14 protein-coding genes are annotated in these 17,244 nt (G+C 70.4%); 10 read left to right on the top strand and 4 right to left on the bottom strand.

The genetic code is table 11. The features are described 5' to 3' along the window. The first annotated feature begins 118 nt into the window (after window positions 1-118). The 5 genes from ACF08F_RS30090 (at window position 119) to ACF08F_RS30070 (ending at window position 7,068) form a co-directional block, all read left to right on the top strand. Complete coding sequence (locus tag ACF08F_RS30090; RefSeq protein ID WP_392301668.1) at window positions 119-790, top strand: spermidine synthase; 672 nt, start codon at window positions 119-121, stop codon at window positions 788-790. 71 nt (window positions 791-861) lie between these two features. Then, window positions 862-1,599 carry a response regulator transcription factor gene (locus tag ACF08F_RS30085; protein ID WP_055641368.1) on the top strand — a complete coding sequence of 246 codons (738 nt, stop codon included), beginning with the start codon at window positions 862-864 and terminating at the stop codon, window positions 1,597-1,599. Next, a complete protein-coding gene (locus tag ACF08F_RS30080; RefSeq protein WP_392301667.1) occupies window positions 1,596-2,690 on the top strand; it encodes an ATP-binding protein in 1,095 nt (364 codons plus the stop codon). The genes ACF08F_RS30085 and ACF08F_RS30080 overlap by 4 nt, the downstream gene beginning before the upstream one ends. A gap of 290 nt (window positions 2,691-2,980) precedes the next feature. After that, window positions 2,981-6,769, top strand: coding sequence for a multifunctional oxoglutarate decarboxylase/oxoglutarate dehydrogenase thiamine pyrophosphate-binding subunit/dihydrolipoyllysine-residue succinyltransferase subunit (locus ACF08F_RS30075; RefSeq protein WP_392301666.1), 3,789 nt, complete (start codon window positions 2,981-2,983; stop codon window positions 6,767-6,769). A gap of 113 nt (window positions 6,770-6,882) precedes the next feature. Next, window positions 6,883-7,068 carry a DUF6104 family protein gene (locus ACF08F_RS30070; RefSeq protein WP_024761804.1) on the top strand — a complete coding sequence of 62 codons (186 nt, stop codon included), beginning with the start codon at window positions 6,883-6,885 and terminating at the stop codon, window positions 7,066-7,068. 38 nt (window positions 7,069-7,106) lie between these two features. On the opposite strand, the gene ACF08F_RS30065 is transcribed toward ACF08F_RS30070, so the two are convergent. Beyond that, window positions 7,107-7,931 (bottom strand): hypothetical protein, encoded by an 825-nt coding sequence (locus ACF08F_RS30065; protein WP_392301665.1) that lies wholly within the window; start codon window positions 7,929-7,931, stop codon window positions 7,107-7,109. A 148-nt stretch (window positions 7,932-8,079) separates the two neighbouring features. Here ACF08F_RS30065 and ACF08F_RS30060 point away from each other — a divergent pair, with 148 nt between their 5' ends. After that, window positions 8,080-9,075, top strand: coding sequence for a DUF4097 domain-containing protein (locus ACF08F_RS30060; RefSeq protein ID WP_392301664.1), 996 nt, complete (start codon window positions 8,080-8,082; stop codon window positions 9,073-9,075). Window position 9,076: 1 nt separating this feature from the next. Next, a complete protein-coding gene (locus tag ACF08F_RS30055) occupies window positions 9,077-10,018 on the top strand; it encodes a helix-turn-helix transcriptional regulator (RefSeq protein WP_392301663.1) in 942 nt (313 codons plus the stop codon). Between the two features lie 10 nt (window positions 10,019-10,028). Here ACF08F_RS30055 and ACF08F_RS30050 read toward each other — a convergent pair whose 3' ends face one another. From ACF08F_RS30050 to ACF08F_RS30040, 3 genes are all read right to left on the bottom strand, one after another. After that, window positions 10,029-11,450 carry a cellulase family glycosylhydrolase gene (locus tag ACF08F_RS30050; protein ID WP_392301688.1) on the bottom strand — a complete coding sequence of 474 codons (1,422 nt, stop codon included), beginning with the start codon at window positions 11,448-11,450 and terminating at the stop codon, window positions 10,029-10,031. 82 nt (window positions 11,451-11,532) lie between these two features. Continuing rightward, on the bottom strand, window positions 11,533-12,498 hold the full coding sequence (locus ACF08F_RS30045) for a zinc-binding dehydrogenase (RefSeq protein WP_392301662.1): 966 nt from the start codon (window positions 12,496-12,498) through the stop codon (window positions 11,533-11,535). A 240-nt stretch (window positions 12,499-12,738) separates the two neighbouring features. Beyond that, entirely contained in the window at window positions 12,739-13,950 is a 1,212-nt protein-coding gene (locus ACF08F_RS30040; RefSeq protein ID WP_392301661.1) for an NADP-dependent malic enzyme, read from the bottom strand. Window positions 13,951-14,487: 537 nt separating this feature from the next. Between ACF08F_RS30040 and ACF08F_RS30035 the strand changes: the two genes are divergently transcribed. From ACF08F_RS30035 to ACF08F_RS30025, 3 genes are read left to right on the top strand one after another with little or no spacing between them, the layout of a single operon-like run. Continuing rightward, window positions 14,488-15,456, top strand: a complete 969-nt coding sequence (locus tag ACF08F_RS30035; RefSeq protein ID WP_392301660.1) for an ABC transporter substrate-binding protein — start codon at window positions 14,488-14,490, stop codon at window positions 15,454-15,456. 29 nt (window positions 15,457-15,485) lie between these two features. Then, the gene (locus ACF08F_RS30030) at window positions 15,486-16,436 is read left to right on the top strand and encodes an amino acid ABC transporter permease (protein WP_392301659.1); all 951 of its coding nucleotides are present in this window, start codon (window positions 15,486-15,488) and stop codon (window positions 16,434-16,436) included. Next, on the top strand, window positions 16,433-17,200 hold the full coding sequence (locus ACF08F_RS30025; protein WP_392301658.1) for an amino acid ABC transporter ATP-binding protein: 768 nt from the start codon (window positions 16,433-16,435) through the stop codon (window positions 17,198-17,200). Before ACF08F_RS30030 ends, ACF08F_RS30025 begins: the two co-directional genes overlap by 4 nt. The last annotated feature ends 44 nt before the right edge of the window (window positions 17,201-17,244 follow it).

The raw sequence follows: 17,244 nt of genomic DNA, 5'->3' as shown, positions 1-17,244 counted from the left end.
GTCACACGTCGCCGCACCGTGTGACTCCACGACTCCGTTAAGTGTTTGTCCCGGCCCTCCCCGCCCCGCGAGGATGGCCGGGACATCCACTGCAGAGCCGAGAGCGGAGTGACCGATCTTGACCAGTCCCGTGACACTCGACCGCCGAGACGGACCGTACGGAGAAGTCGTGCTGCGCCGCCGCGACGAGCACTTCGAGATCATCGCGAACGGCACCTTCCTGATGGACACCTCCGACGGGCGCTCCGAGCGGCTCCTCGTCGACGCGGCCCTGGCCGCCCTGCCGGAGGAGTCCCGCGCCGGCGCCGCCGTCCTCGTCGGCGGACTCGGGGTCGGCTTCTCCCTGGCGCACGCGGCGGCCGACCCGCGCTGGGGACGGATCGTCGTCGCCGAGCGTGAGGACGCGATCATCGACTGGCACCGGGAGGGACCGCTCTCCGCCATCTCCGGCCGCGCGCTGGCCGATCCGAGGACCGTGATCCTGCACACGGACCTGGTGACCCACCTCGGCACCTCCTCCGACACGTACGACGCCCTCTGTCTGGACATCGACAACGGGCCGGACTGGACGGTCACCGAGGACAACGAATCCCTGTACTCGGCCGAGGGGTTGGCGGCCTGCGCGGCCCGGCTGAACCCCGGCGGCGTCCTCGCCGTTTGGTCCGCCCAGCCGTCGGCCGATTTCGAAGACTCGTTGCGGAATGCCGGATTCAGCGGGGTACGGACCGAAGAGATCCCCGTTGCCCGGGGCGTCCCCGACGTGGTCCACCTCGCCGTCCGTCCCCGATAACTCCTGGATAGCCGGGACACCACCCGTACCTCTAGGCTGCTGCACCGACATCGGCGACGCGAGGCGGGGCAATGGAGCAGACACACACCACTCACCACGGTGCGGCGGCCACTCCCGGGGCCCAGCGACGGGTGCTCGTGGTCGAGGACGACGCGACGATCGTCGAGGCGATCTCCGCGCGGCTGCGCGCCGAGGGCTTCCTCGTGCAGACCGCGACGGACGGCCCGGCGGCGGTCGACGCCGCCGAGGCCTGGCAGCCGGACCTGATGGTCCTCGACGTGATGCTCCCGGGCTTCGACGGCCTGGAGGTGTGCCGCAGGGTCCAGGCCCAGCGCCCCGTCCCGGTCCTCATGCTGACCGCCCGGGACGACGAGACCGACATGCTGGTCGGGCTGGGCGTCGGCGCGGACGACTACATGACGAAGCCGTTCTCGATGCGCGAGCTCGCCGCCCGGGTGCACGTCCTGCTGCGCCGGGTCGAGCGGGCCGCGCTGGCGGCCGTCACCCCGCGCAGCGGGATCCTGCGCCTGGGCGAGCTGGAGATCGACCACGCGCAGCGCCGGGTCCGCGTGCGCTCCGAGGACGTGCACCTGACCCCGACCGAGTTCGACCTGCTGGTCTGTCTGGCGGGCACCCCGAGGGCGGTCCTCTCGCGCGAGCAGCTGCTCGCCGAGGTGTGGGACTGGGCGGACGCCTCCGGCACCCGGACCGTGGACAGCCACATCAAGGCGCTGCGCCGGAAGATCGGAGCCGAGCGCATCCGTACGGTCCATGGCGTGGGGTACGCGCTGGAGACCCCGGCGCCGTGAGGCGACGGCCGGGCAGGAGCACCGGCGCCCGGCGCCGGATCGTGATCTCGATCAAGACCAAGCTCGGCGCGCTGGTCGTCGGCGCGGTCCTGCTGACCTCGTGCCTCGCGCTGGTGGCGATCCGCACGTCCACCGAGTTCCGGTACATCACGATCTTCGCGATGATCGCGACGCTGCTGATCACCCAGTTCGTGGCGCAGTCGCTGACGGCGCCGCTGGACGAGATGACCACGGTGGCCGGGTCGATCTCGCGCGGTGACTTCAGCCGGCGGGTGCGGGGCGCGGACCGGCGGGACGAGCTGGGCGACCTCGCCTCGACGATCAACCGCATGGCGGACGACCTGGAGGCGGTCGACCGGCACCGCAAGGAGCTGGTCGCCAATGTGTCGCACGAGCTGCGCACGCCGATCGCCGCGCTCCGGGCCGTCCTGGAGAACGTCGTGGACGGGGTGTCCGAGGCCGATCCGGAGACGATGCGCTCGGCGCTGAAGCAGACGGAGCGGCTGGGCCGGCTGGTGGAGACGCTGCTGGACCTGTCACGTCTTGACAACGGTGTCGTGGCGCTGAGGGCGAGCCGTTTCGAGGTCTGGCCGTATCTGTCGGGCGTTCTGCGGGAAGCGAACCTCGCCGCGTCCCAGCGCGGCCTGTTCTCCACGTCGGGGCTGCACAACCGCACGGACGTCCATCTGCACCTGGACGTGTCGCCGCCCGAGCTGGTCGCCCACGCGGACGCGGAGCGGCTCCACCAGGTCATGGCGAACCTGATCGACAACGCGGTGAAGCACTCGCCGCCGCACGGCCGGGTCACGGTCCGGGCCCGGCGCGGCCCGTACCCGGACTCGCTGGAGCTTGAGGTCGAGGACGAGGGTCCCGGCATCCCGGAGTCCGAGCGGCACAAGGTCTTCGAGCGCTTCAACCGCGGCACGGTGCCGCTCCGGCAGGGCCCGGGCAGCGACGGCGGCACCGGGCTGGGGCTCGCGATCGCCCGCTGGGCCGTGGATCTGCACGGTGGCGGGATCGGCGTGGCCGAATCATCACGCGGCTGCCGCATCAGAGTCACTCTTCCGGGCAGCCTTCCGCTGAGAGATTGACGTAGGGTTCGAACCGGAAGAGCACGTTCTGCGTGTACGTGTGCGGGACCTGCGCGCACGTGAACGGGGTGCGATCAGGGATGCGGCCGAAGGGGGCCGTGCCCGCGCTTTTCCGTACCCTCACACATGCGGAACCACGGTTGTTTCCCGCCATTCACGGTCCCGAAACGCCTCGTCAAGTGTGACTTGCGCGACGTTGGAGTGCCTGGCCTGCACCTCCCGGCCGGACAGGCGTAGCCTTTATTTCCGCTGTCCATCACCTTGTGAAGCGGAAGAGGGCGGTTGCCGCCGTGTCGTCTCAGTCCCCCAGTACCCCGAGCTCCCCGACCGACCAAGACGGGCAGGGTAAGAACCCTGCCGCCGCCTTCGGTGCCAATGAGTGGCTCGTCGACGAGATCTACCAGCAGTACCTCCAGGACCCGAATTCGGTCGATCGTGCCTGGTGGGACTTCTTCGCCGACTACAAGCCCGGAGCGTCGGCGACCCCGACCGCCCCGGCCGCCACCACCACCCCGAGCGCGCCCGCCGCGCCGCAGGCGAGCCCCGCACAGGCCGCGCCTTCGGCTCCCGCGGTCGTTCCGGCCCCCGCGCCCGCCCCGGCCGCGACCCCGGCTCCGGTGAAGCCTGCCGCGGCCCCCGCGCCGGCCGTCGCGAAGCCCGCCGCCGCCGCGCCGGCGCCGGCCAAGGCCGCTCCGGCCACCGAGGCCCCCGCGGGCCCCGAGCTGATCACGCTGCGCGGCCCCGCCGCCGCGGTCGCGAAGAACATGAACGCCTCGCTGGAGGTGCCGACGGCCACGTCCGTCCGCGCCGTCCCGGTGAAGCTGCTCTTCGACAACCGGATCGTGATCAACAACCACCTGAAGCGTGCCCGGGGCGGGAAGATCTCCTTCACGCACCTCATCGGCTACGCGATGGTGCAGGCGATCAAGGCCATGCCGTCGATGAACTACTCCTTCGCGGAGAAGGACGGCAAGCCGACCCTGGTCAAGCCGGAGCACGTCAACTTCGGTCTCGCGATCGACCTGGTGAAGCCCAACGGCGACCGCCAGCTCGTCGTCGCGGGCATCAAGAAGGCCGAGACGCTCAACTTCTTCGAGTTCTGGCAGGCGTACGAGGACATCGTCAAGCGCGCCCGCGTGGGCAAGCTGACGATGGAGGACTTCACCGGCGTCACGGTCTCCCTGACCAACCCCGGCGGCCTCGGCACCGTCCACTCCGTGCCGCGTCTGATGCCCGGCCAGTCGGTCATCATGGGCGTCGGCTCGATGGACTACCCGGCCGAGTTCCAGGGCACGTCCCAGGACACCCTGAACAAGCTGGGCATCTCGAAGGTCATGACCCTGACCTCGACCTACGACCACCGGGTCATCCAGGGCGCCGCCTCCGGCGAGTTCCTGCGCGTCGTCGCGAACTACCTGCTCGGCGAGCAGGGCTTCTACGACGACATCTTCAAGGCGCTCCGCATCCCCTACGAGCCGGTCCGCTGGCTCAAGGACATCGACGCGTCGCACGACGACGACGTCACCAAGGCCGCGCGCGTCTTCGAGCTCATCCACTCCTACCGGGTCCGCGGCCACGTCATGGCCGACACCGACCCGCTGGAGTACAAGCAGCGCAAGCACCCCGACCTGGACATCACCGAGCACGGCCTCACCCTGTGGGACCTGGAGCGGGAGTTCGCGGTCGGCGGCTTCGCCGGCAAGTCGATGATGAAGCTCCGCGACATCCTCGGCGTCCTGCGCGACTCGTACTGCCGCACCACCGGCGTCGAGTTCATGCACATCCAGGACCCGAAGCAGCGCAAGTGGATCCAGGACCGCGTCGAGCGCCCCCACGCCCGCGTGGAGCGCGAGGAGCAGCTCCGGATCCTGCGCCGGCTGAACGCGGCGGAGGCCTTCGAGACCTTCCTGCAGACGAAGTACGTCGGCCAGAAGCGCTTCTCCCTGGAGGGCGGCGAGTCCGTCATCCCGCTGCTCGACGCGGTCATCGACTCGGCCGCCGAGTCGCGCCTCGACGAGGTCGTCATCGGCATGGCCCACCGCGGCCGCCTGAACGTCCTCGCGAACATCGTCGGCAAGTCGTACGCGCAGATCTTCCGCGAGTTCGAGGGCAACCTCGACCCGAAGTCGATGCACGGCTCCGGCGACGTCAAGTACCACCTGGGCGCCGAGGGCACCTTCACCGGTCTCGACGGCGAGCAGATCACGGTCTCCCTGGCCGCCAACCCCTCCCACCTGGAGGCGGTCGACCCGGTCCTGGAAGGCATCGTCCGCGCCAAGCAGGACGTCATCAACAAGGGCGGCACGGACTTCACCGTCCTGCCCGTCGCCCTCCACGGTGACGCGGCCTTCGCCGGCCAGGGCGTCGTGGCCGAGACCCTGAACATGTCGCAGCTGCGGGGCTACCGCACCGGCGGCACGGTCCACATCGTCATCAACAACCAGGTCGGCTTCACCGCCGCCCCGGAGTCCTCGCGTTCCTCGATGTACGCGACCGACGTGGCCCGCATGATCGAGGCGCCGATCTTCCACGTGAACGGCGACGACCCGGAGGCCGTGGTCCGCGTCGCGCGGCTGGCCTTCGAGTTCCGCCAGACGTTCAACAAGGACGTCGTGATCGACCTCATCTGCTACCGCCGCCGCGGACACAACGAGGGCGACAACCCCTCGTTCACCAACCCGCAGATGTACAACCTGATCGACAAGAAGCGTTCGGTGCGCAAGCTGTACACCGAGTCGCTCATCGGTCGCGGCGACATCACCCTCGAAGAGGCGGAGCAGTCGCTCCAGGACTTCCAGGGCCAGCTGGAGAAGGTCTTCGCGGAGGTCCGCGAGGCCACCACCGCGCCGACCCCGACCCAGGTCCCGGACGCCCAGGCCGAGTTCCCGGTCGCCGTCACCACCGCGGTCTCCGCCGAGGTCGTGAAGCGGATCGCCGAGTCGCAGGTCAGCGTCCCGGAGCGGATCACGGTCCACGCGCGTCTGCTGCCGCAGATGCAGCGCCGTGCCGCCTCCATCGACGACGGCACCATCGACTGGGGCTTCGGCGAGACCCTCGCCATCGGCTCCCTGCTGATGGAGGGCACCCCGGTCCGCCTCTCGGGCCAGGACTCCCGCCGCGGCACCTTCGGCCAGCGCCACGCGGTCCTGGTGGACCAGGAGACCGGCGAGGACTACACCCCGCTGCTCTACCTGGCCGAGGACCAGGCCCACTACAACGTCTACGACTCGCTGCTCAGCGAGTACGCGGCGATGGGCTTCGAGTACGGCTACTCGCTGGCCCGTCCGGACTCCCTGGTCATCTGGGAGGCCCAGTTCGGTGACTTCGTCAACGGCGCGCAGACCGTCGTCGACGAGTTCATCTCCTCGGCCGAGCAGAAGTGGGGCCAGACCTCCGGCGTCACGCTGCTCCTGCCGCACGGCTACGAGGGCCAGGGCCCGGACCACTCGTCCGCGCGCCCGGAGCGCTTCCTCCAGATGTGCGCCCAGGACAACATGACGGTCGCCATGCCGACGCTGCCGTCGAACTACTTCCACCTCCTGCGCTGGCAGGTGCACAACCCGCACCACAAGCCGCTCATCGTCTTCACCCCGAAGTCGATGCTGCGTCTGAAGGCCGCGGCGTCGAAGGTGGAGGAGTTCACCACCGGCGGCTTCCGCCCGGTGATCGGCGACACGACGGTCGACCCGGCCGGCGTCCGCAAGGTCGTCTTCTGCGCCGGCAAGGTCTACTACGACCTGGAGGCCGAGCGTCAGAAGCGCGGCGACACGGAGACCGCGATCATCCGTCTGGAGCGCCTGTACCCGCTGCCGGGTGCCGAGCTGCAGGCCGAGATCGCCAAGTACTCCAACGCCGAGAAGTACATCTGGGCGCAGGAGGAGCCGGCGAACCAGGGTGCGTGGCCGTTCATCGCGCTCAACCTGATCGACCACCTCGACCTGGCGGTCGGCGCGGACATCCCGGCGGGCGAGCGCCTGCGCCGGATCTCGCGTCCGCACTCCTCCTCCCCGGCGGTCGGCTCGGCCAAGCGCCACCAGGCGGAGCAGCAGCAGCTGGTCAACGAGGTCTTCGACGCCTGATCGACCACCCCGTACGCGTACGTGCGACGCGCCTGTGCGCGTACGGGAGGAGGCCCGGCACCCCGAGAGGGGTGCCGGGCCTCCGGTGTTTCCGGATTGCCTATTCTGGTCGCATGTACTTCACCGACCGTGGCATCGAGGAACTGGAGAAGCGGCGCGGCGAGGAGGAGGTCACCTTCGAGTGGCTCGCCGAGCAGCTGCGGACGTTCGTCGATCTCAACCCCGACTTCGAGGTGCCGGTCGAGCGCCTCGCGACCTGGCTGGCCCGTCTGGACGACGACGAGGACGACGACGAGTAAGGAATCCGCGGCGGGCGAGCGGGGGGCCGTGTGCCCCGTCAGCGGTCCCTGAGGCGGTCGTAGGCCAGCCCCAGCGCGCCGTGCGCGACGAGCAGCGCCCCGGCCGCCGCCCAGCCGCCGCTGCGCCGGCCGATGCCCCAGACCAGCAGCGGCACGCCCGCCGCGAGCTGTACCCCGCCCAGAACCCGCGCCCTGGGCCCGCGCAGGTCTCGCAGGTACGGGCCCAGGGGCCCTTCCTCCATCACGTCCAGCTCGGCTCGTACGGCATCGCGCCAGCCGAGCCATTCGAGCTGCTCGGCGCCCTGCGCCAGGGCGACGGAGCGCAGCCGGTCGGCGCTGTCGCCGGGGACGAGGCCGGTCGGCAGGGTGAGACCCGCGCGGGCCAGGACCGCGACGATCCCGACGAGCCTGCTGCGCGCGTCGGCGTCCGTGTCCGGCTGGGTGAGCGGCTCCAGGGCCTGCACGTCCAGGACGGGGTCGAGGGCGAGCCGGGCGGCGAAGGTCCGCATGGCCTCGTCCTCGCCGACGGGCGTGCCGTCCGCGAGCCAGGTGTAGCCGACGGTGCGGCGGAAGCCGGCGGCGAGCGTGATCCCGGCCCGGTCGCGGTCCCACCAGAGGGCGAGGACGGGCCAGGTCGAGGCGGAGACGGCGAGGGCGGTGGCCCAGCCGGTGACGACGTGTTCGACGGACTCCCCGCCGTGCAGCCAGGGCTTCCCCTCCGGTACGAGCACGCTCCAGTCGACGCCCGCGGGGGCGAGGAGCAGGTGCTCCCGGAGGAGCTGGGCCGGTGGCCTGACCGCCGCGGGGTCGGCACGGCAGAGCAGCAGCGCCCCTGAAGGGCTCGATCCGGGTGTCGCGTTCATGCCCCCACGCTAGCCAATTTGTCCATGTATGACGGTGATTGCCCCTGTCGCATCAGGGGAGAGTCAGGGTTGACTTCCCCTGACCGCGATATATCGTGTCTATCGAGAGTCGCGATATGTTGCGTTGCCGAAACGGGAGGTCAGCACCATGACAGAGTGGTCCGTCACCGAGCCGACGAAACTTACCCCGGCCGACCCCGTGACGCGCCTGCAGGTCCGCATCGTCAACGGCACGGTGAACGTGGTGGGGACGGACGAGGAGTCCGCGCGCGTCGAGATCTCCGAGATCCAGGGCCCGCCGCTGATCGTCACGCAGGACGGCTCCACCCTGACCGTGACCTACGAGGACCTGCACTGGAAGAACCTCCTCAAGTGGTTCGACCGCAAGGGCCACAAGCGCCGGGCCGTCGTCTCCGTCGCGGTCCCCGCGGGCGTCGACGTCGAGGTCGGCGCGGTCGACGCCGAGGCGGTCGTCTCCGGCATCAGAGGGCGTACGGAGGTGCGCGGCGTCACGGGCGACACGACCCTCGTGGGGCTCTCCGGCCCGGTCCGCGCCGAGAGCGTCTCCGGCAGCCTGGAGGCCCAGTCGGTCACCGGCTCGCTGCGGATCACCTCGATGACGGGCGCCGTCACGGTGATCGAGGGTGCAGGCGGCTCCGTGAAGGCCGAGACCGTCAGCGGTGACATGATCATCGACATCGACCCGGCCGAGCTCGACGGCCCGCCCGCGGACATCCGCCTCACCAGCGTCTCCGGCGAGGTCGCCATCAGGCTGCCGCACCCGGCCGACGCCCGGGTGGAGGCGAGCACGACGAGCGGCTCCGTGTCGAACGCCTTCGAGGACCTGAGGGTGTCGGGCCAGTGGGGCACCAAGTCCATCACCGGCACCCTGGGTTCCGGTCGGGGCACGCTCAAGGCGACCACCGTCTCCGGCTCCATCGCCCTGCTCCGCCGCCCCGAGACGCCCGAGGACCCGGCGGACACCGGGGACCTCGCGGACGCCCAGGACACCGGAGCCGCCGAGGACACCGGGTCCGCCCAGGACATCGGGGCCGCCCAGGACACGACCCCCGCGGCCTCCCCCGACTCCCCCGACTCCTCCGACTCCCCCGCCGCTCCCTCCGCGACCGGAAAGGTGCTCTGACATGTCGCCCGTCTTCGCCCATGGCCGCCTCCGCCTCTACCTGCTCAAGCTGCTGGACGAGGCCCCCCGCCACGGCTACGAGGTGATCCGGCTGCTGGAGGAGCGCTTCCAGGGGCTCTACGCCCCCTCCGCCGGCACGGTCTACCCGCGGCTCGCCAAGCTGGAGGCCGAGGGCCTCGTCACCCATGCCAGCGAGGGCGGCCGGAAGGTGTACTCGATCACCGAAGCGGGCCGGGCCGAGCTGGCCGGCCGCGGGGCCGAACTGACCGACCTGGAGCGGGAGATCCGCGACTCCGTCTCGGAGCTGGCGGCGGAGATCCGCGACGACGTGCGCGGCGCGGCCGGCCGGGTGCGCAGCGAGATGCGCGCGGCGGCGGGGCAGACGCGGAAGGCGGAGGCCTCGTCCTTCGCCGACGCCAAGGAGGAGCTGCGCCGGGCGAAGCTGGAGTGGAAGGAGCAGGCCCGCCAGGCCAAGGCGGAGGCCCAGTCGGCGCGCCACCAGGCGAAGGAGTTCCAGCGCATCGCCCAGCAGGTCCAGGAGGAGGTCCAGGACCGGTTCTCGCGGGGCGACTGGCCCAAGGGCGTCTGGGAGGGGATCTCGGACATCACGGCGCAGCTCGGCGGGCTGGTGGCGGGCACGACCCACCCGAAGGCGGCGGCCCGGGCGGCCGGAGCCGGCAGAGCCGCCGGCGAGGCCGGGGAGACCGGCTGGGCCGATGCCGCCGACGAGGCCGCACGGGCGCCGGAGTGGGCGCGTGACGCGGACGGTTCGGGCGATCCGGGCCGCGATCTCGACCGGCTGCTCGACCGCTTCCGGGACGAGATCCGTGACGCGGCCCGGGACCACGGGGTGACCGGGGACCAGCTCGCCGAGGCCCGCCGCCATCTGTCGACGGCGGCGGTCCGGATCACGGACGTGCTGAACCCCCGGAGGGAGGGCTGAGCGGACCGGGTCAGCCCCGGGTGACGGTGACCGTCACCCGGGCACCCGGGGCCGCGAGGACCCAGGCCCTCCCTCGGTCCTTGCGGAGCACGAGCGCCGCGCCCCCGGCCCGCACCCGCCAGTCGCCCGGCGGGAGCGAGAGTTCGGTGACGCGGGAGCCGCGCCGGCCCGCGGCGTCGTACGACAGGCGGTAGACCCCCGCCGCCGCGTCGTAGGCCGAGGCGCGGACGGTGCCCGCGACCGCCTCCGCGTACGGCTCGGCGGTCAGCTCCTTGTTGGTGCGGAAGGCGCCCGTACCGTCCACCGCGCAGTAGCCGCCGCCGTAGCACCACTCCCAGCCGGCCCAGCCGGAGCTGTAGCGGCCGAGCGAAGCCATGGCCTCCCGGTAGAAGCGGTTCATGTTCGGCCGGGAGTTGTTGAGCGGCCCCCACTCGCCCACCAGGAGCGGCACCTTGTACTCCTTCGGGTACAGGGTGACGGCCTGTTCGTAGTTCTCGATCCAGCGGGCGTCCGGGTCGTAGTCCCCGCCCGCCTCCATGCCGCCGTTGTAGAAGTGCGGGGCGTAGACGACCTTCGGGTCGTCGATCCGGCCGAGCCCCGTGGGCACCCCTTCGCCCACGATCGGGGTCGGCTCGACGAAGAGCCAGTTGTCGTCGTCGACCGAGCGGATCGCGTCCGCGATCCGGTTGTACATCGGGGTGATCTGGTCCCGTTCGATGCGGCGGGCGGCCGTCGCCAGGTCCTCGCCCTCCCGCAGCTCGCCCATCGGCTCGTTGATCAGGTCGTAGCCGAGGACGGCCGGGTGGTCCTCGAAGCGGTCGGCGAGCACCCGCCACATGCGGGCCTGGGCGCGCTGGAGGTCCTCGTCCTCGTACAGGTGGGTGAAGGCCCGCTGCACGGCGGGCTCGAAGTACTCGGAGAACCAGTCCTCGGGGTGCGGGGTGAAGGGCAGGCCGTCGGTCCTGGTCGCCCAGGCGGGGATGCCGCGGTGGTCGAAGGCGGGCCCGAAGACGTCCTGGTGGGCGTCGAGGACGACCTTGACGTCATGGCGCGCGGCCCAGTCCAGGACCCGCTCGATCTTGCGGAGGTAGGCCTGGCTGTAGCGGCCGGGGCTGGGCTCCAGGTCGTCCCAGAAGACGAGGACCCGGGCGAAGTTGAAGCCCTTGGCCCGCATGTCGCGGAAGTGCTTCTCGGTGATGGCGGAGAGGGCGGCGTCACCGCTGTGCGCCTTGTCCCCGACGTTCCAGCCGCGCAGGGTGAGGACGCGGCCGCGGTCGTCGATGAGGGCGGGGATGCCCGTACCCCCCGGACCCGCCGGGGTCTCCGGAGCCGCCGAGGTCTCCGGACCCGCCGGGCCTGCGGGGTCCGCGTGGGCGGCCGTCGGGGCGAGCAGCGCGGCGACGACGACGGTCGCCGCGAGGGTGGTTCGCAACAAGGTGGACCTCCGACACGACAAGGTGAGTGATGTTCACGTTTCTCGTGCCGGAGATCCCATCAGGATTACTGACGAGTCATCAAGAGGTCGTCAGTACGATCTTTCCGAAGAGTTCGCCGGAGGCCATCTTCTCGAAGCCCTCACGGGCCCGGTCCAGCGGCAGGACCTCGTCGACGACCGGCCGGAGGCCCGTCGCCGCGCAGAAGGACAGCAGGTCCTCCAGCTCGTCCTTGGAGCCCATCGTGGAGCCGACGACCTTCAGCTCCAGGAAGAAGATCCGGGTCAGCTCGGCGTGCGCCGGCCGGTCCCCGCTCGTGGCGCCCGAGATGACGAGGGTGCCGCCCGGCCGCAGCGACTTGACCGAGTGCGACCAGGTGGCGGCGCCGACGGTCTCGATGACCGCGTCCACGCGCTGCGGCAGCCGCGCCCCCGGCTCGTACGCCTCGACGGCACCGAGCTCGACGGCGCGCTTGCGCTTGGCCTCGTCACGGCTGGTGGCGAAGACCCGCAGGCCGGCCGCCTTGCCGAGGGCGATCGCGGCGGTCGCGACACCGCCGCCCGCACCCTGCACGAGCACCGAGTCCCCGGGCCGTACCCCGGCGTTGGTGAAGAGCATGCGGTACGCGGTGAGCCAGGCGGTGGGCAGGCAGGCGGCCTCCTCGAAGGAGAGCTCCTTCGGCTTGGGCAGCACGTTCCAGCGGGGCACGGTCACGCGCTCGGCGAAGGTGCCCTGGTACCGCTCGGTGAGGATGGAGCGGGGCTCGTCGGGCCCGACGCCGTGGCCGGACTGGCCGATCACGGAGTGCAGGACGACCTCGTTGCCGTCCTCGTCGATGCCGGCGGCATCGCAGCCGAGGATCATCGGCAGCTTCTCCTCGGGCAGCCCGACCCCGCGCAGCGACCACAGGTCGTGGTGGTTGAGCGAGGCGGCCTTGACGGTGACGGTGGTCCAGCCGGGCCGGACCTCGGGCTCGGGGCGTTCGCCCAATTCGAGCCCGTTCAGGGGCTGGTCGCGGTCGATTCGGGCGGCGTAGGCAGCGAACATGGCCCCGACCCTAGGGTCCGACGGGTGCGTGGCGGAACCACGCACCCGTGTGACACATGCCTCCGCCCGGCGCGGGACCCGGACGGCCGCCGCTCGCGCCGGCCCGTCCCGCTCCTCCACGCCCGCACGGCGGACCAGGCCCCCGCGCCCCCTCCCCAGAAGGCCCCGGCAGTCACGCACGCGACAGGGCCCCGTCCCGGTGGTCCGGAACGGGGCCCTGTCGGGGGCTCAGGTACGAGCTCAGCGGCGCGCGACGCCCTCCGCACGGGCGGCGGCGGCCACCGCGGCCGCGACGGCGGGGGCGACCCGCTCGTCGAACGGCGACGGGATCACGCAGTCGGCGGCCAGCTGGTCACCGACGACGTCGGCGATCGCGTTGGCCGCGGCGATCTTCATGCCCTCGGTGATCCGGGAGGCCCGGACCTGGAGCGCGCCGGCGAAGATGCCGGGGAACGCGAGGACGTTGTTGATCTGGTTCGGGTAGTCCGAACGCCCGGTCGCCACGACGGCCGCGTACTTGTGCGCGACGTCGGGGTGGACCTCGGGGTTCGGGTTGGCCATGGCGAACACGAAGGCGTTCGGCGCCATGGAGGCGACGGCCGCCTCGGGGACCGTACCGCCGGAGACGCCGATGAAGACGTCCGCGCCGGCGAGGGCGGTCTCCAGGGAGCCGGTCAGGCCCGCCTTGTTGGTGAGCTCGGCGAGCTCGCGCTTGACGTCCGTGAGGTCCTCGCGGTCGCGGCTCACGATGCCCTTGCGGTCGGCGACGGCGACGTCACCGAGGCCGGCCTCCAGCAGGAACTTGGCGATGGCCACACCGGCCGCACCGGCGCCGGAGATGACGGCGCGCAGGTCGCCGAGGGTCCGGTCGGTCAGCTTCGCCGCGTTGCGCAGGGCGGCGAGGGTGACGATCGCGGTGCCGTGCTGGTCGTCGTGGAAGACCGGGATGTCGAGGCGCTCCTGGAGCTTGCGCTCGATCTCGAAGCACCGCGGCGCCGAGATGTCCTCCAGGTTCACTCCGCCGAAGGACGGGGCGAGCCGGACGACCGTCTCGACGATCTCGTCGGTGTCGGTGGTGGCGAGGGCGATCGGGACCGCGTCCACGCCGCCGAACTGCTTGAAGAGGATGGCCTTCCCCTCCATGACCGGGAGGGAGGCCTCCGGGCCGATGTCGCCGAGGCCGAGCACCGCCGTACCGTCGGTCACGACGGCCACGACCTGGGACTTCCAGGTGTAGTCGTTGACCAGCTCGGGCTGCTCGGCAATCGCGGTGCACACCTTGGCGACGCCGGGCGTGTACGCGAGGGACAGGTCGTCCTTGTCCCGGAGGGGCACGGTGGCCTGCACAGCCATCTTGCCGCCCCGGTGGAGGGCGAAGACAGGGTCGAAGAGCTCCTCGGGAGCTCCTTCCGTACCGCTGTCATTGCGAGGATTGACGATCTCCGCTGCCATTGGGTTGACCCCTTAAGTCTGCTTCATTTGAGGGTGGCCGCTCCTGGTTGAGGAGGGGTGGGGAGGCACCGCGGCCGCCTTGTCTGGCAGCCGCTCGGGCGCGCCGCACAACGCGCCCTGAGCCCCGGATGAGGGGTGTAAGGATCCTTCTTACCGGACGGACGGCACCGCAGACGAGTCCATAACCTCTCGGTGACGCGACTCATACCGAGAGCATCCGGACACGGACGGAGAACGACACGTCACCCGATGTCCCTATAGATGCCTACGGCACCCGAATGGCCGCTTTCGGCTCGTCCGAATGGCGAGATCAACCGGAGATTTTCCGGTGGCGGGGAAGGCTTTCCGAAGAAGGTCCGGCCTTGATGTACCGGCCTGTCGGGATTCGGGGGTCACCCGTTACCCGATTTTGACATCCGTGGCCGTCGGTTTGAGGCAGTCCGAATGGCAAGATGCCGTAATCACACGAGGTCGCGACACTCGAAGACGCGTACGTGACCTACTGGCAACTCCCTCACACGCCGGAGGAACCCGACCATGACCGCACGCTCCACGCGCTGTACGACCGCTGCCAAGACCCGCACGTCCCGTCTTGCCGCGGTCGCCGCTGTCGCGGTCGCCGGCTCGATGCTGCTGACCGCCTGTGGCGACCAGACCGAGGGTGGCTCCACCGCGACCCCGACGAAGGGCGCCGAGTCCGTCAACTCCGCCCCGCTCTTCTCCAAGCTCCCGGCCGACATCCAGAAGGCCGGCAAGATCAAGGTCGGTACGGACGCCTCGTACGCCCCGATGGAGTTCACCGAGGGCGGCAAGATCGTCGGCGTCGACCCTGACATCGCCCAGGCCCTGAGCAAGCAGCTCGGTGTCGAGTTCGAGTTCACCTCGGGCACGTTCGACGGCCTGATCACCTCGATCTACACCGGTCGCCAGGACCTGATCATGTCCTCGATGACGGACAACAAGAAGCGCCAGGAGGGCCTGGACGACAACGGGAAGAAGATCGGCAAGGGCATCGACTTCGTCGACTACTTCAGCTCCGGCGTCTCCCTCCTGGTCAAGAAGGGCAACCCGCAGGGCGTCAACTCCCTCGACGACCTCTGCGGCAAGACCGTGGCCGTCCAGCGCGGCACGATCTACGAGGACACCTTCAAGGCCCAGGCCGCGAAGTGCGGCGACAAGAAGCTGACGATCCAGGCCTTCGACACCGACGCCGAGGCCCAGACCCGCGTCAAGGCCGGCGGCGCCGTGGCCGACCTCAACGACTACCCGGTGGCCGCGTACATCGCGAAGACCTCGGGCGGCGGCAACGACTTCGAGGTCGTCGGCAGCCAGAGCGACGTCGGCCTCTTCGGCATCGGCGTCTCGAAGGACAACACGCAGCTCCGCGACGCCGTCAAGGAAGCGCTCGACGCGATCATCAAGGACGGCACCTACGCCGATGCCCTGAAGAAGTGGGACGTCGAGGACAGCGCCGTCAAGTCGGCCACCGTCAACGCCGGCAAGTGACCTCCCCGCTCCACTGAAGGGCAGTCGTCGTGACTGACAAGATCAGCAAGGACCCGGCCGCCGCTCCGGCCGGGCCCGGCGCCTCGGGCACCCCGTACGAGGCGATCAAGGCCATCCCCGTGCGGCACTACGGGCGCTGGATCAGCGCCGTCGTGGTCGTCGCTCTGCTCGGATGGCTCGTCTACGCCTTCTCCCAGGGCAACATCATCTGGGACACGGTGTGGGACAAGGTGTTCGACCCGTCCATCATCAGCGGTCTGTGGAACACGATCATCATCAGCGTCGCCTCCATGGCGCTCGGCCTCGTCCTCGGCATCGTGTTCGCCGTGATGCGGCTCTCGAAGAACCCGGTGACGGGCGCAGTCGCCTGGCTCTACATCTGGTTCTTCCGCGGTACCCCGGTCTACGTCCAGCTGCTGGTGTGGTTCAACCTCTCGCTGATCTTCCAGTACATCGACCTCGGGCCGATCTACAAGAACGAGACCGTGGACGTCATGACGCCGTTCATGGTGGCCCTGCTCGGCCTCGGTCTGAACGAGGGCGCCTACATGGCGGAGATCGTCCGCGCCGGCATCCAGTCGGTCGACGAGGGCCAGACCGAGGCGGCGCACGCGCTGGGCATGTCCCAGACGAAGACGATGGGCCGTGTCGTGCTCCCGCAGGCGATGCGGGTGATCGTGCCGCCGACGGGCAACGAGTTCATCAACATGCTGAAGACCTCGTCCCTGGTCTCGGCGGTGCAGTACACCGAACTCCTCCGGGCCTCCTCGAACATCGGCAGCACGGCCGGTGCCGTGATGGAGATGCTCTTCGTCGCCTCCATCTGGTACCTGGCGCTGACCAGCGTGTTCAGCGTCGGCCAGTACTACCTGGAGCGTCGCTTCGCCCGCGGTTCGCTCCGCAGCCTGCCGCCCACCCCCTGGCAGCGGGTCAAGACGAACCTCACCACGTTCAAGCGCTCCCCGGAGGGATCGGCATGACCGGTCAGCCCATGGTCAAGGCGGAGGGCGTCCACAAGTCGTACGGCGCCGCCCACATCCTCCGCGGCATCGACCTCGAAGTGCAGAACGGCGAGGTCTTCTGCCTCGTCGGCCCCTCCGGCTCCGGAAAGTCGACGTTCCTCCGGTGCATCAACCACCTGGAGCGGATCGACGGCGGCCGGCTGTCGGTCGACGGCGAGCTGGTCGGCTACAAGGAGAAGAACGGCAAGCTGTACGAGCTGAAGGACAGCGAGGTCGCGGTCCAGCGCCGTGACATCGGCATGGTCTTCCAGCGCTTCAACCTCTTCCCGCACATGACGGCCCTGGCCAACGTCATGGAGGCCCCGATCCAGGTCAAGGGCGACTCCAAGGCCGTGGCGCGCGAGCGGGCCGAGCGCCTGCTCGACCGCGTCGGCCTGCGGGACAAGATGGGGAACTACCCGTCGCAGCTCTCCGGCGGCCAGCAGCAGCGCGTCGCCATCGCCCGCGCGCTGGCGATGGAGCCGAAGCTGATGCTCTTCGACGAGCCGACCTCGGCGCTCGACCCGGAGCTCGTGGGTGACGTCCTGGACGTCATGCGGGACCTGGCCGAGTCGGGCATGACGATGATCGTCGTCACGCACGAGATGGGCTTCGCCCGCGAGGTCGGCGACAGCCTCGTGTTCATGGACGGCGGCGTGGTGGTCGAGTCGGGCAACCCGCGGGACGTCCTGGGCAACCCGCAGCACGACCGGACGAAGGCGTTCCTGTCCAAGGTGCTGTAGGGCGCGGAGACCGGTGAGGGGCGGTACGGAAACCCGTACCGCCC

Origin of the sequence: Streptomyces sp. NPDC015130, assembly GCF_043080005.1 — a bacterium.
Classification (GTDB): Bacteria; Actinomycetota; Actinomycetes; order Streptomycetales; family Streptomycetaceae; genus Streptomyces.
This window is presented reverse-complemented; position numbering and strand designations above follow the sequence as displayed.

Bases quoted from the DNA above. Each gene is read 5' to 3' on its own strand.
- ACF08F_RS30085 (WP_055641368.1), top strand. From the start codon at position 862: ATGGAGCAGACACACACCACTCACCACGGTGCGGCGGCCACTCCCGGG.
- ACF08F_RS30070 (WP_024761804.1), top strand. From the start codon at position 6,883: ATGTACTTCACCGACCGTGGCATCGAGGAACTGGAGAAGCGGCGCGGC.
- ACF08F_RS30065 (WP_392301665.1), bottom strand. From the start codon at position 7,931: ATGAACGCGACACCCGGATCGAGCCCTTCAGGGGCGCTGCTGCTCTGC.
- ACF08F_RS30060 (WP_392301664.1), top strand. From the start codon at position 8,080: ATGACAGAGTGGTCCGTCACCGAGCCGACGAAACTTACCCCGGCCGAC.
- ACF08F_RS30055 (WP_392301663.1), top strand. From the start codon at position 9,077: ATGTCGCCCGTCTTCGCCCATGGCCGCCTCCGCCTCTACCTGCTCAAG.
- ACF08F_RS30045 (WP_392301662.1), bottom strand. From the start codon at position 12,498: ATGTTCGCTGCCTACGCCGCCCGAATCGACCGCGACCAGCCCCTGAAC.
- ACF08F_RS30040 (WP_392301661.1), bottom strand. From the start codon at position 13,950: ATGGCAGCGGAGATCGTCAATCCTCGCAATGACAGCGGTACGGAAGGA.
- ACF08F_RS30035 (WP_392301660.1), top strand. From the start codon at position 14,488: ATGACCGCACGCTCCACGCGCTGTACGACCGCTGCCAAGACCCGCACG.
- ACF08F_RS30025 (WP_392301658.1), top strand. From the start codon at position 16,433: ATGACCGGTCAGCCCATGGTCAAGGCGGAGGGCGTCCACAAGTCGTAC.